This window comes from Pseudomonas sp. 32A, from assembly GCF_052682255.1.
On the sequence record NZ_JBQYLY010000001.1, the window covers coordinates 4327472 to 4341278 of the forward strand.

The 13807-nt window shown below is 60.5% G+C and carries 14 protein-coding genes; 6 read left to right on the forward strand and 8 right to left on the reverse strand.

Annotation, left to right across the window (positions count from 1 at the left end; genetic code table 11):
• Positions 1-30: 30 nt before the first annotated feature.
• A complete protein-coding gene (locus tag ACUN0G_RS19885; protein ID WP_445574096.1) occupies positions 31-780 on the forward strand; it encodes an enoyl-CoA hydratase-related protein in 750 nt (249 codons plus the stop codon).
• Between the two features lie 197 nt (positions 781-977).
• On the opposite strand, the gene pyk is transcribed toward ACUN0G_RS19885, so the two are convergent.
• Positions 978-2429, reverse strand: coding sequence for a pyruvate kinase (gene pyk, locus ACUN0G_RS19890; RefSeq protein ID WP_017475648.1), 1452 nt, complete (start codon positions 2427-2429; stop codon positions 978-980).
• Positions 2430-2604: 175 nt separating this feature from the next.
• On the opposite strand from pyk, the gene ACUN0G_RS19895 reads away from it, so the two are divergent.
• Positions 2605-2979: a tetratricopeptide repeat protein gene (locus ACUN0G_RS19895; protein WP_258347519.1), complete on the forward strand. Its 375-nt coding sequence runs from the start codon at positions 2605-2607 to the stop codon at positions 2977-2979.
• A 226-nt stretch (positions 2980-3205) separates the two neighbouring features.
• Complete coding sequence (locus ACUN0G_RS19900) at positions 3206-3565, forward strand: PilZ domain-containing protein (RefSeq protein ID WP_258347518.1); 360 nt, start codon at positions 3206-3208, stop codon at positions 3563-3565.
• Positions 3566-3582: 17 nt separating this feature from the next.
• Here ACUN0G_RS19900 and ACUN0G_RS19905 read toward each other — a convergent pair whose 3' ends face one another.
• The 6 genes from ACUN0G_RS19905 to ACUN0G_RS19930 are packed head-to-tail and all read right to left on the reverse strand — an operon-like array spanning position 3583 to position 10238.
• Positions 3583-4914 carry a DUF58 domain-containing protein gene (locus ACUN0G_RS19905; RefSeq protein ID WP_445574097.1) on the reverse strand — a complete coding sequence of 444 codons (1332 nt, stop codon included), beginning with the start codon at positions 4912-4914 and terminating at the stop codon, positions 3583-3585.
• Between the two features lie 7 nt (positions 4915-4921).
• A complete protein-coding gene (locus ACUN0G_RS19910) occupies positions 4922-5902 on the reverse strand; it encodes an AAA family ATPase (protein ID WP_258347515.1) in 981 nt (326 codons plus the stop codon).
• Positions 5899-7056 (reverse strand): DUF4350 domain-containing protein, encoded by a 1158-nt coding sequence (locus ACUN0G_RS19915; protein WP_445574098.1) that lies wholly within the window; start codon positions 7054-7056, stop codon positions 5899-5901. Before ACUN0G_RS19915 ends, ACUN0G_RS19910 begins: the two co-directional genes overlap by 4 nt.
• Positions 7053-8582 carry a DUF4129 domain-containing protein gene (locus ACUN0G_RS19920; RefSeq protein WP_445574099.1) on the reverse strand — a complete coding sequence of 510 codons (1530 nt, stop codon included), beginning with the start codon at positions 8580-8582 and terminating at the stop codon, positions 7053-7055. Before ACUN0G_RS19920 ends, ACUN0G_RS19915 begins: the two co-directional genes overlap by 4 nt.
• Positions 8569-9549: a stage II sporulation protein M gene (locus ACUN0G_RS19925; protein WP_445574100.1), complete on the reverse strand. Its 981-nt coding sequence runs from the start codon at positions 9547-9549 to the stop codon at positions 8569-8571. Before ACUN0G_RS19925 ends, ACUN0G_RS19920 begins: the two co-directional genes overlap by 14 nt.
• Positions 9546-10238, reverse strand: coding sequence for an RDD family protein (locus tag ACUN0G_RS19930; protein ID WP_445574101.1), 693 nt, complete (start codon positions 10236-10238; stop codon positions 9546-9548). The genes ACUN0G_RS19925 and ACUN0G_RS19930 overlap by 4 nt, the downstream gene beginning before the upstream one ends.
• A gap of 189 nt (positions 10239-10427) precedes the next feature.
• On the opposite strand from ACUN0G_RS19930, the gene sbcB reads away from it, so the two are divergent.
• Positions 10428-11855: an exodeoxyribonuclease I gene (sbcB, locus tag ACUN0G_RS19935; protein ID WP_445574102.1), complete on the forward strand. Its 1428-nt coding sequence runs from the start codon at positions 10428-10430 to the stop codon at positions 11853-11855.
• A 90-nt stretch (positions 11856-11945) separates the two neighbouring features.
• Here sbcB and mvaT read toward each other — a convergent pair whose 3' ends face one another.
• Entirely contained in the window at positions 11946-12320 is a 375-nt protein-coding gene (gene mvaT / locus ACUN0G_RS19940; RefSeq protein ID WP_005790963.1) for a histone-like nucleoid-structuring protein MvaT, read from the reverse strand.
• A gap of 350 nt (positions 12321-12670) precedes the next feature.
• Here mvaT and purU point away from each other — a divergent pair, with 350 nt between their 5' ends.
• Together purU and ACUN0G_RS19950 are read left to right on the forward strand one after the other, a co-directional pair.
• The gene (gene purU / locus ACUN0G_RS19945; protein ID WP_003209762.1) at positions 12671-13519 is read left to right on the forward strand and encodes a formyltetrahydrofolate deformylase; all 849 of its coding nucleotides are present in this window, start codon (positions 12671-12673) and stop codon (positions 13517-13519) included.
• Positions 13520-13603: 84 nt separating this feature from the next.
• Entirely contained in the window at positions 13604-13804 is a 201-nt protein-coding gene (locus ACUN0G_RS19950) for a hypothetical protein (RefSeq protein ID WP_445574103.1), read from the forward strand.
• Positions 13805-13807 lie beyond the last annotated feature (3 nt).

Below are 13807 nucleotides of genomic sequence, written 5' to 3' on the forward strand. Positions count from 1 at the left end.
GCGCTGAATTTTCCAGCCGCGAGATTTGCCATGACCGATGCCATCCTGCAGCAACGCGAACGCGGGTTGCTGCTCCTGCAGCTCAACCGCCCGGACAAGAAAAACGCCCTGACCCGCGCCATGTACAGCCAACTGGCCGAAGCACTGGAGCAGGCGGATGCCGATACCAGCGTCAACGCCGTGTTGATCCAGGGCAGCAGTGAGTGCTTCACCGCCGGTAACGATATTGGCGACTTCCTTGAACAACCGCCGGCTGATCTCGACACTCCGGTGTTTCACTTCATGCGCAGCTTGCTCAATTGCCGCAAGCCGGTGATTGCGGCAGTGGCGGGCGTGGCGGTGGGGATTGGTACGACGCTGCTGCTGCATTGTGACCTGGTGTACGTCAGCCGGGACGCGCGGCTGCGCATGCCGTTCGTCAACCTGGGGCTGTGTCCGGAGTTTGGTTCCAGCTTGATCCTGCCGCGCTTGCTGGGGCATGCCAAGGCAGCGGAGTTGTTGCTGTTGGGTGAAGGTTTTACCGGTGAGCAGGCTGCCGCTTGGGGCATTGCCACTGAGGCACTGGGCAGCGGCGAATCGGCGTTGGCCAAGGCGCGGGAAGTCGCCGCACGCTTTGAAACCCTGGCGCCGGGAGCGGTGCAGGTCAGCAAGCATCTGATGAAAAGCGTCGATCGCGAGCAGTTGCGCAGGGTGATCGAGGAGGAGGGGGCGTTGTTTACCCAGCGGTTGAAGTCGCCGGAAGCGATTGCGGCGTTGTCGGGATTTATCGCCAGGCGATGAAGAAGTGTTGTGGGAACGGGCGCTATCGCAGGCAAGCCAGCTCCCACAGTTAATCGCGTTTCTTCAAGTCAACTCGGTCAACTGTGGGAGCTGGCTTGCCTGCGATGAGGCCCTGATAGCCAATGGAATATCCCGACCTGGAATGTAAAAAAGCCCCGCCATTCACAGGGCGGGGCTTTTGTTTTTCAGCGTGTCACTCAGACCATTGGGTCGCCAACGTGCAGGATCTTCATGCCGTTGGTTCCGCCGATGGTGTGGTAGCTGTCGCCCTTGGTCAGGATGACCCAGTCGCCTTTCTCCACAACGCCGCGCTTGAGCAACTCGTCGATCGCGGCCTGGCTGACTTGCTCAGGCGGCAGCGATGCCGGGTCGAACGGTACGGTGTAGACACCACGGAACATGGCCGCGCGGGCTTGGGTTTCGCGGTGCGGGGAGAATGCGTAGATCGGGATCGAGGAGCGGATGCGCGACATGATCAACGGCGTGTAGCCACTTTCGGTCAAGGCGATGATCGCTTTCACGCCCGGGAAGTGGTTGGCGGTGTACATGGCGGCGAGCGCGATGCTCTGGTCGCAGCTTTCGAAGACCTTGCCGATACGGTGGCTGGAGGTCTTGCTGGTCGGGTGCTTTTCAGCGCCGACGCAGATGCGCGCCATGGCCTGTACGGCTTCCAGCGGGTACGGACCCGCCGCACTTTCAGCCGAGAGCATTACGGCGTCGGTGTAGTCGAGCACGGCGTTGGCCACGTCGGACACTTCGGCACGGGTCGGCATCGGGTTCTGGATCATCGACTCCATCATCTGGGTCGCAACGATCACCGCTTTATTGTGGCGACGTGCGTGCAGGATGATTTTCTTCTGGATACCGATCAGCTCGGCGTCACCGATTTCCACGCCGAGGTCGCCACGGGCAACCATCACGGCGTCGGACGCCTTGATCAGGCCGTCGAGGGTTTCGTCATCGGCCACGGCTTCGGCGCGTTCGATCTTCGCCACCAGCCAGGCAGTACCGCCGGCTTCGTCGCGCAGTTTACGGGCGTATTCCATGTCGGCGGCGTCGCGCGGGAAGGAGACCGCGAGGTAGTCCACTTCCATTTCGGCGGCGAGCTTGATGTCGGCCTTGTCTTTTTCAGTCAGGGCAGGAGCGGTCAGGCCACCGCCGCGACGGTTGATGCCTTTGTGATCCGACAGCGGGCCGCCGATGATCACGGTGCAGTTCAGTTCGGTCGGGGTTGCGGTGTCGACGCGCATCACCACGCGACCGTCGTCCAGCAGCAGTTCGTCGCCGACGCCGCAGTCTTTCACCAGGTCCGGGTAATCGATACCCACGACTTGCTGGTTGCCCTCAGTCAGCGGATGGCTGGTGGAGAAAGTGAACTGGTCACCGATCTTCAGCTCGATCCGCTTGTTGGTGAATTTGGCGATACGGATTTTCGGGCCTTGCAGGTCACCCAGCAATGCAACGAAGCGGCCATGCTTGGCAGCCAGGTCACGCACCAGCTTGGCGCGAGCCTTGTGCTCGTCCGGGGTGCCGTGGGAGAAGTTCAGACGGGCAACGTCCAGGCCAGCCAGAATCAGCTGTTCGAGGACTTCCGGCGAGTTACTGGCCGGGCCAAGGGTGGCGACGATTTTGGTACGACGGACGGACATGCACGGACTCCTGAGTTCAAGCGCTGAGGAAGGCTACTATGCTCTTTGGTTGTAGTCATTGTTCGTTTGCACTACTTATCGATGATTCGCTTGTTTTCACTCTGCAGGAACAGATGAACAACCTTGAAGATTTTCGATGAAGGGTCGATACACTGCACAAGACAGGAGAACCCCCATGCGAATCGTGATCATTGCTGCCCTGGCCGTCAGTGTTGTCGGCTGCACCCGTTGGTCGATGGACCATCATTTGAACAACGCGTACCGCGCCTATGGCGTCGGCGATTGCCAGCGGGTCACCCTTGAGTTGTCCCAGGTCGACCGTGAGAGCCGTTCCCGGCGCTATGTGCAGCCGGAAGTCTCGATGCTGCGCGGGCAGTGCCTGGAGCGCCAGAAATTGTTCGTCGATGCGGCGCAAACCTATCAGTTCATCATCAGCCAGTACCCGGCGAGCGAGTACGCCTTCCGTGCCCGCGCTCGCCTGGACACCCTGCAACAACTGGGGCATTACTCCGGTGCGAGCGCCGCCCAGCCGCGTCCCGCGTCGTTGTGATGATATTTGTCATGCCGTAGCTGGCTCGTTGCCAGTCTTGGGCTAACCTTTGAATGTCAGTTTGTATAAGTTTCTATTCAAACGGATGGAGTTCCCGGATTTGGCAGCTGTAGAAGTGGCAACGCGTTTGCGGTTGTCGCACCGATATCCGGGGAGAGCGGGCCTTCAGGCTCGTTTCGAATCACTGGAGCGGCCACAATCATGGCCATTGGATGGCGACCTCATCATGTTTACTCCCCGACGGATCGAGCGACATCAGTTACCTTGCTTCCTTCAAGTGTTCAATCGCCTGACGGACAAGCCCATTGGCTATTTGGGCAATGTCTCCGCGCAGGGGCTGATGTTGATCAGCCAATTGCCCATGATGGTCGACGTGGAGTTCGAGCTGCGCTTGAAGATCCCGGGGCCTGAGGGCCAGGTACAGTCGGTAGACCTCACGGCTGCCTGCCTGTGGTGCCATGAGGATATAAACCCCATGCATTACGACTCCGGGTTCAGTGTGTCCCACGCGCCCGCCGAATATGCAGAGGTGATCAACGCGCTGTTGAGTTACTTCAGCTTTGATCCCTTGCAGGCCTCTGCCTAGGCGCCGTGCGCCAGCATTCATAGCACGCCGGCTTTTTTCCAGCCCAGGTAGCGGGTCACCAGGGCGGCCCCCAGTTCCGAAGGCAGTGTGTCCAGTACCGACAGGCCGTGGGCGTTCAAGCGGTCATGGAGTTCGTCCCGGGTGTTGAGATAGTCGACATTCCCGCAATAGGCCAGGGCTTCGGGCAGGGTTTGCACGGGGGCCTGGCGCAACTGGTCAAGGACCTCCTCCCGCAGGCTGGCAACCAGTACCCGGTGCTGGCGACTGAGGCGTTTAACGGCGCTCAGCAATTCTTCATCATCCTCATCGCGCAAATTGGTCACTACGATCACCAACGAACGGCGTTTTTGTCGAGCCAGCAGTTGGTTGGCGGCTGCCTGGTAATCGGCCGTACGCCGGGAAGTGTCCAGGTCATATACCGCATTCAGCAGCAGGTTGAGCTGGCCGCTGCCCTTGACCGGGGCCAGGTAGCGCGGCTGGTCGCAGGCAAACGTGCAGAGCCCCACGGCATCACCTTGGCGCAGGGCGACATAGCTGAGCAGCAGGCAAGCGTTGAGGGCGTGGTCGAAGTGCGACAATTCGGCGTCCTGGCTGCGCATGCGCCGGCCACAATCGAGCATGAACATGATCTGCTGGTCGCGCTCGTCCTGGTACTCACGGGCAATGGGCGTGCGTTGCCGAGCAGTGGCTTTCCAGTCGATCTGGCGCAGGCTGTCGCCCTCGCGAAACTCGCGCAGTTGATGAAACTCCAGGCCCAGTCCGCGTCGTTGGCGCTGGCGTACGCCGAGCTGGTTGAGCCAGTTGTCCACCGCCAGCAGCTGCGCGCCATACAGGCGCGCGAAGTCCGGGTAGACCCGGGTGGCATCGCTGACGTCTATCAAGCGCCGTGCCGACCATAACCCCAGTGGGCTGGGAAGGTGGACTTCGCACCGGGTAAAACTGAAATGCCCGCGCCTTTGAGGTTTTAACCGGTAGCCCAATTCACTCTGCTCGCCGGGCCGCAGGTCGATGGACTGTGGCAGGTTCTCCACCGTCAAACCGTCCGGTACATGATCGAATACCTGGACCACCAGTGGCTGGGAATAGTCGTGGTCCAGCGTCACCCGCACCTCACCCCAGCGACCCAGCGCCAGGCTCCCGGGCATCTGCCGTCGCAAGCGCGGGGACGGGCGGCGACGCAAACGGCCGGCATCCAGCACGGCCAGTAACAACAGGGCCAGCAACAGGCCCCACGTCACGGCGTGCAGGGTATCTGGCACCTTGACCTGCAGCGCCCCCAGTGTGCCGAGCAGGATGCTCAGGCCTAGCAGCATGCCGAGCCAGATCAATAGCAGGCGGGTCGGTCTCATGGGCGTGTCATTGCCGAGGCGCCGGGACTTGGTCCAGCAGTTGCTTGAGCACCTGGTCGACTTCCAGCCCGTCGATATCCAGCTCCGGGGCGATGCGCACCCGATGGCGCAGCACTGCCAGGGCGCAGCCTTTGATATCGTCCGGGGTGACAAACTCGCCACCGCGCAGCAGAGCCCGGGCCCGTGCGCCACGCACCAGGGCGATGGAGGCCCGCGGGCCCGCGCCGATGGTCAGGCCTGGCCAACTGCGTGTGGTACGGGCCAGGCGTACGGCGTAGTCGAGTACCTGCTCATCCAGCGCCAGTTCACTGGCGATCTGTTGCAGCTGCAACACATCTTCGGCGTGCAGCACCGTTCGCAGGGGTTGCACGTCGAGCATATCGGCACGGGACGAGCGAGTGACTTCGCGCACCATGTCCAGTTCCTGCTGCGCGTCGGGGTAGTCCATGCGCACCTTGAGCATGAAACGGTCCAGTTCGGCCTCGGGTAACGGGTAAGTGCCTTCCTGCTCGATGGGGTTCTGGGTGGCCAGTACCATGAACGGTTGGCCGATGGGCAGCGCCTCGCCTTCGAGGGTTACCTGGCGTTCCTGCATGGCTTCCAGCAACGCCGCCTGGGTTTTCGCCGGGGCACGGTTTATCTCGTCAGCCAACAGCAGGTTGGTAAACAACGGCCCCTTGCGCAGCTTGAACTGCTCGGTATGCAGGTCGTACACGGCATGGCCGGTCACGTCGCTGGGCATCAGGTCCGGGGTGAACTGGATACGTGCGAACTCTCCACCAAAACAGCGCGCCAGGGCTCGTACCAGCAAGGTTTTGCCCAGGCCAGGAACACCTTCAAGCAGTACGTGGCCACCTGCTATTAACGCCGTGAGCACGTCATCGATCACCTGCTCCTGGCCGATGACCGCCTTGCGCAGTTCGACGCGCAAGGCCTGGGCCAGTTGGCTGGCGCGCTGTATCGGGTCTGCGGCTGGAAATTCGCTCATAGGGCATTCCTGAGGGTTTGCAGGCTAGCCACCTGGCGGCTGAAATCGGCACTGGAGAGCCGTTTTGCCGGAAGTGGGCCGAGGGCCTGGCTGATGACGAGGGAGGGTTGGCGGGTCAGGCGTTCAAGCACCCGTGATTGTTCGGCGGTGTCGAGGTGTTCGAACCCGGGATGACGACGCCTTGCAGTGCGTTGGATGTCGCGCTGCAAGGCTTGCAACAAGCTGTTTTGGCCGCTGCGGCGCAGCAGGAAGTCGGCACTGGCTTTCAAGTGTTCCTGCAATTGCCGACGTGCCTTGGGGGCGGGTTGCCGGATCGGGCCCTGGCGCAGGCTGGCGTGCCATAACCCCAGGGCGATCAATGCGGCGAGTGCCACCAGAGCCTGGGGGAAATAGCGCAGCAACAGGCTGAACAGATCTTCGACATCGGAGTTGAACAGCAGCGTGACCTGTGTCCCCTGGCTCAGGTACCAGAGCAGCCAGGCGTTATCGTATTGGCCAATGGCCGGGCTTTTCCACAGGTCGCTGTCGGTGACCACGGTCACACGGCCTTGCCCGAGGTTAATCTGCATCAGGTGCGTCGACTTGGCACTGTTGGCCGAGAATTGCGCCAGGTGCCTGGGGTCGGTGAGATTGAAGTCGGTGTCGAAGCTGAAATAGGCCGGGGCCGTTTCGTTGTCCACATAGAGTTTGGTCAGGTCCGGCGTTTTCTTTTTACGCGCGGGTGCTGGAGCGTCGAACGCTTCGCTGAAGGATTGGTGTATCTGCACGCGGTCCAGCAGCAGGTCACCACTTTTACCGGTGTCCTCATCCCACAGTGCCTCGGCGACCAGCAGCAGGTGGCCGCCCGCCCGGGTCCATTGCAGCAATTGCTCGACCTGCGGCGGGCTCATGCTGCTGCGCTCGCCCAGCAATAGCAGGCTGTTGCCTTTGGGCGAAAGACTGGCCAGCCGTTCCAGACTGTTGGCGTGTTCCACCACCAGGCCTTGCTGGCGCAGAAAGTGTTCCGCCGCGAGGTAAGGGTTGGCGAGGGCTTCGGGCGAAGGGCCGCGGTCGACCACCTCCTGATAGGGGATCGCCTTGTGCCAGGCATAAAAACCGCCTGCTGCGAGCAGGCACGCCACAAGCAGTCCGACCCACAGCAATGGCCGATTCATTGTGCAGCTCCCGGCCCGAACAGGGCTCGCCAACGGCTGCATAGCTGTTGTTGCACCAAGGCAGGCGGCAGGCGGTGGCCGTAGGCAAGGTTTTGCCAGTGGCGGGTCAGCTCATCGCTGAACGCCAGCAACTGCGGTTGCTGCAGTTGGCGGATACGCTCAAGGACCTGGCCTTCCGTGTCGGCGCTTTTCAGCGGCAGGTTGAAGTCGTGCAGCAGGCGGCTGAGCAACCCACGGTAAAGTAAGCCGAGGGCTTCCCGGGGCTGCGTCGCCCAGAGCTGTTCGGCGGTGCCGGCGATGTCTTCGGGCAGCGTCTCTGCCCCCAGCTCGAGGCCGAACAACTGCGAGGGAGCGGGCTTGGCAGCCTTGGGCTTGCGGGGGCTGCGGCGGCTGACGAAGGCATGCAGCCAGTCGCGATAGCGCCAGATCACCAGTGCCAGGCCACCCACCAGCAATCCCCAAAGCAGCACTTCAAGGCCCTTCGCGATGTGCTTGAACGAATCGCTGTTGAGGTTTTTCAGCAATGCTTCCAGCCAGGCCGGCAACTTGCCTTCACCTTTCGGTTTGTTTTTGTCCGCAGTGTTTTCTTCGCCGAAACGGTAGCGGGTGACGGTCTCGGCGTTTTTAAACGGTGGCTGCTCCAACAGCGCCTTGATCGACTGACCGGCCGATTGTGTACTCAGGGGCTTTTGGGGCGCCGTTTCATCGGCCCATGCCGATGGGAGCGCCGGAACCAGCATCAGCCCGATGACCAGCAGCAGGACCGGGGCCACACTGCTCAGGCGCTGGCGCAGTCGGCGGAACACCAGTTCCAGGTCCCAGGCTTCCAGTACGGTGCGGCGGTTCAGGTACAGGCTGAAACCGCAGGCGACATAGATAGGCTCCCAGAACACCAGGATCAGCGCATAGAAGGCGTTGGTCAGGTGCTCCAGCCACAGCCAGTCGTGCCCCGCTGTTAGCACCAATTGTTGCCAGTCCCAGTCCCGTTCGACCTCTTGCGGCAGGAAAAAATAGAACACGGCCATCAACCCGAACCACAGGGCGATTTCCAGGTGCACCCCGATCAGGGTCAGCCAGCGCGCGGCGCCGGCATTGCGTTGTTGCAGCACACCAAGACGTTGTTGGCGCGCCTGGCCTTGCAGGCCTTCGAGCTGGACCACCGGCATCACGAAGCTTCGGCTCAGGCTGAAGCGTCGCCACGTCAGGCTGGCCAGCAGTTGGCCCTTGAGCAGGCTCGGCGAGTGACGCAGAGCTTGTTTCAGGCTGGGTGTTTCGCCGAACAGGGCCTTGGACAGGATATACAGCGGCAGGCGGTCGAATGCCGGTTTCAACCACCAGAACAGCAACAGTGCGGTAGAGGGGTGATTCCACAGCAGCACACTGAACAGGGCGAAGATCGGCAAGGTCACGATGGCCCAACTGCTCATCAACAGCAGACGATGCTCGCGGGCCAGCAGGATGCCGAGGTCCATGGCTTCCCAGGAGGTACGCGGGCGGATCACGACGCTGGCATCACTCAGGCGCATGGCGGTTCCGTCCGGCAAACAGCAGGTAGGCGGCCATCAGCAACCAGAGGGCGGCGCCTACCAGGTACTTGATCCACGGCGCCACCGCAGTGGTGGACGACCAGTACGCCTCGATAAACGCGGCGATCAGCAGGAACACCATCACACCGCAAATCATTTGCACGCTTTTACGCGCGGCCAGTCGCAGGGATTCACCTCTCGTCAGTTGCCCCGGCGCAATCAAGGCCCAGCCCAGTTGCAGGCCGGCCGCGCCAGCCAGGGCGATGGCGCTGAGTTCGAAGGCGCCATGGCCAATCACGAAAGACCAGAAGGTCTGGCCGTAGCCGATTTGTGTCAGGTGCCCGGCAACGGCACCAATGATCAGGCCGTTGAAGAACAGGAAAAACACGCTGCCCAGGCCGAACAACAGCCCGGCGGCAAAGGTCTGGAACGCGATGCCGATGTTGTGCATCACGTAGTAGCCAAACATCATCCAGTCTTCGCTGGAGGCACGTTCGGCTGCCCGGCCCAGGCGGCTGGCATCCGGGTCGTACATGCTTTGCATCTCAGCCACTTGTTGGGGGCTGACGATGCTGTAGATCAGGTCTGGAAAAAGGTACACCAGCAACGCGATGCCGATCAGGCTGCCCAAGAACAGCAGGCTGGCGGCCAACACGAATGGCCATTGCGCGCGAACCAGCCTGGGGAAGTCGGCCAGCAGGAAGCTCAGCACGTTTGCACTCAACTGGCTGCGATGCCGGTACAGCTGTTGATGGCCGCGCAAGGCGAGCTGCTGCAATGGATCAACCAGATAACTGCTGTAGCCGCGCTCCTGGGCCAGGGCCAGATGCTGGCACAACTGCCGGTACTGATGCGGGAAGTCGGTGAAGTCAGCGCGCTTGGCGTTGCCTTTTTCAAGCAGTGTCAGTTGCGTAGCAAAGGCTTGCCATTGTGCCTGGTGGCGGCTTTCGAAAAGACTCTGCTTCATGCTGGCCCCAACAATCCGCGAGCCACGCCGTTCAGTTCCGCCACGGCGCGGGCAGGAGAGACCTGCAGGGGCGTGGCCAGGATCGCGGCCAGTTCGTTGATTCGCTCGGCGGAGAGTTCGCCCTGGCGTTCGGCGAAGCTGAGAATCGCCCGTTGTTCGTTCAGCTCCAGGGCGAACGGCAGGCGCAGCGCCGGGGCTTGCGGCAGTTGCGGACGGGAAAGTGGTTGTTCGCGATAGATCACCAGGGTCCCGGCCGCCAGGTCACCCAGACGCTTGAAGTAGGGGTGTTGCAGGCAACTGATGGCGCCGAGGAAGTAGCCGAACGGCAACATGTCGACAAAGCGCAGCAGGTTGCGGATCAGCGAGGCCGACCAGCCGATGGGCGTGCCGTCGTCCTGTACCACCCGCAGGCCCATGATCTGTTTACCGGGCGAACAGCCCTGGTTGAGCACTTCGAACAGCACCATGTACCACCAACTGACGAGAAACAGCAGCAGCGAGCCCAGGCCAATGCCCAGATTGCCGAGAAACGCGAGGGCGATGAACAGGATGCCGAGAATCAGGCCGCGCAACCCCAGGTCGAAGGCAAAGGCCAGTGAGCGAACCAGCAGGCCGGCCGGGCGCAGGGGCAGGTCGATGCCCTCCGGGGTCTCGATCTGGTAGCGGGTGTCCAGTGGCGCAGATGGCATCGCGGTCCTTGGCAGTGCGGCGCTGGCGCCTGGGCGGCAGCGGCGGGGTTGGAAAGACGGATGCTAGCAGTGTCGACGGTGGAAGCAACCACTCAACGATTTACTGAATGTTTGTACAGTGAACACAGCGCTGGCCCCAGGTGCCGTCAAGCGCCTAGACTTTGCCGGTCTTCAGCACAGGAATAGCCCGTGACCACCATTTTCTGGTACGACTATGAAACCACCGGCATCAACCCGCGTAGCGACCGCCCGCTGCAGGTAGCCGGCATTCGCACTGACCTTGAACTCAACGAGGTCGGGCCGCCGGTCAATCTCTACTGCCAGCCCAGCGAGGATATCCTGCCGCATCCGGCCGCTTGCGCGATCACCGGCATCACACCCGGAGTATTGGCGGAAAAAGGCCTGGCCGAAGCCGACTTCATGACCCGGGTACATGCCGAACTGGCCGCCCCGGGCACCTGCGGAGCCGGCTACAACACCTTGCGTTTTGACGACGAGATGACGCGCTACAGTCTGTACCGCAACTTTTTTGATCCGTATGCCCGGGAGTGGCAGGGCGGCAACAGCCGCTGGGACCTGATCGACGTGGTACGCACCGCCTATGCTCTGCGCCCGGACGGGATCGTCTGGCCGGAGCAGGACGGGCGCGTCACCCTCAAGCTTGAGCGATTGACGGCTGCCAACGGCATCGATCACGGCCAGGCCCACGATGCCTTGTCCGATGTGCGCGCTACCATCGCCCTGGCGCGGTTGATCCGCGAGAAACAACCCAAGCTCTATGAATGGCTATTTCAACTGCGCAGCAAGCAACGGGTTATGGACCAGATTCGTTTGTTGCAGCCGATGGTGCACATTTCCGGTCGCTTTTCTGCCGAGCGTCATTACCTGGGGGTGGTGCTGCCTCTGGCCTGGCACCCGCGCAATCGCAATGCGTTGATCGTCTGCGACCTGGGGCTCGATCCCCAAGGGCTGTTGGACGAGGACGCCGATACTTTGCGCCGGCGCTTATATACCCGTCGGGACGACCTTGCCGAAGGTGAGTTGCCGGTACCGCTCAAATTGCTGCACATCAATCGCTGCCCGGTGGTCGCACCGTTGAGCGTGCTTCGGGCCCAAGACCGCGAGCGTCTGCAACTGGATATGGATGAGTGTGAGGCGCGGGCCCTGCGGCTAAGCGACGCACAGGAACTATGGCGCGATAAATTAGCGCTGATTTACGCCGAGGAAGATTTTGCGCCAACCGCTGATCCTGAGCAGCAGCTATACGATGGTTTTATCGGTGACCGTGATCGACGTTTATGTGAACAAGTGAGAGTCGCCGAGCCTGCGCAACTAGCGCGTCAGCAATGGCCTTTTGATGATGAACGTTTGCCTGAATTATTATTTCGCTATCGTGCGCGTAACTTCCCTGACACCTTGAATAGTGAGGAGCAACAACGCTGGAGAGTTTTCTGTCAGCAACGTTTGTCAGACCCGCAATGGGGCGCGCCAAACACCCTTGAGGCTTTTAAGCAGGCGCGTCTTGAGTTGGCTGTTAGTGCTACACCGTTTCAGCAGCGGGTGCTTGATGAATGGCAGGAGTATGTTGACTCTTTAGCCGCACGCATGAGCCTGTAATCGGCGCACAGGTAAAATACGGACAATAAAAAACGCCAGCTAGCTGGCGTTTTTTATTGCGTTGCGTATCACGCGGCGTCCTGGCGAGGCTTAGCCCAGCAGGGTAGCCCAGCCTTCAACCACGTCGCCGCCCCACTTGGCTTTCCACTCTTTCAGTGTCTTGTGGTTGCCGCCTTTGGTTTCAATCACTTCGCCGTTATGCGGGTTTTTGTATTGTTTAACCTTGCGTGCACGCTTGGTGCCGGTAGTTTTTACGGCGCCACGTGGAGCCTTAACTTTCGACTCTGGATCCAGCAGCGCGATGATGTCACGCAGGGATTTGGAGTACTCGCCCATCAGGGTGCGCAATTTGCCTTCGAATTCCAGCTCGGTTTGCAGTTTGTCGTCTTGGGACAGGTTCTTCAAACGAGCTTGCAGCTCTTTGATAGCTTCTTCGGTGGCACGGTATTCGTTGATCAAGGACATGAGGACTACCTTATGTAGGGCGCTGGGTGAAAGGGGATAGTGGCCCAATAATAGTCAGACAGTTTGCTCAAGTAAACATTTAAGACTGCATTTATGTAATTTACTTTGGTTGTTTGTGACAAAAGCGTGGAATTTAGTTAATTAGTAACCGCGACAGGCTAAAGATACTCTCGCTAAGTCTTGGCTTACTGCCTGAGTCCACGGGTTTGCACACATACAATGGGTAAAACCTTACGCTATTAAGGGGCAGGGCTGACGCTCGCGATCAGAATAACGGTTAAGGAATACTGCAGTTTTTCTGCGCAATCGCTAGAATGGCGGCCTTTGTGAAGTTCTGGAGTTTCCCCCTAATGCGCACTTTTCGGCTGGTGATTGCTTGCCCGGACCGGGTTGGCATCGTTGCCAAGGTCAGTAACTTTCTGGCTTCCCATAACGGCTGGATCACCGAAGCGAGCCATCACTCGGACAATCTCAGCGGTTGGTTCTTCATGCGTCACGAAATTCGTGCCGATACGCTGCCCTTTGGTCTTGAGGCATTTCGCGAGGCATTTGCGCCGATCGCCGAAGAGTTCTCGATGACCTGGCGCATTACCGACACGGAACAGAAAAAGCGCGTGGTCCTGATGGCCAGTCGTGAGTCTCACTGCCTGGCAGACTTGCTGCACCGTTGGCACAGCGACGAACTGGACTGCGAGATTTCCTGCGTGATTTCCAACCACGACGACCTGCGCAGCATGGTCGAGTGGCATGGCATCCCGTACTACCACGTCCCGGTCAACCCGCAGGACAAGGAGCCGGCATTTGCCGAAGTCTCGCGCCTGGTCAAACAGCACGACGCAGACGTCGTGGTGCTGGCGCGCTACATGCAAATCCTGCCGCCGGAACTGTGCAGTGAATACGCTGGCAAGGTGATCAACATTCACCACAGTTTCCTGCCGTCGTTTGTGGGCGCCAAGCCGTATCACCAGGCATCCCTGCGCGGTGTAAAGCTGATCGGCGCTACCTGCCACTACGTCACCGAAGAGCTGGACGCAGGTCCGATCATCGAGCAGGACGTGGTGCGCGTCAGCCATAGCGACAGCATCGAAGACATGGTCCGTTTTGGCCGTGACGTCGAGAAGATGGTGCTGGCTCGCGGCCTGCGCTATCACCTGGAAGATCGGGTGCTGGTGCACGGCAACAAGACCGTCGTGTTCTGATTGAAGTGTTCTGATTGAAGAATCAAGGGCCTGGGCGTTAAATCGCTACAGGCCCTTTTTTTTGCCACGGGAAAGGATTGGAGAATGAGCGATCCACTTGATAAAGCTACGTCCAAAGCACCTGCGACGTTGGGAGAGGGTTGTTTGAGTCGATATGACCCGGATGACTTGAGCAGTGAAGACGGCACCGAGTTTCCAGGCGCCGCTGAGTTGTGGGAACAACTGCAGGACCCATCCGAATCGCCGGAAGAACAGGCGTCAGCCGCTGCGCAAGGCCGCCACTGACGC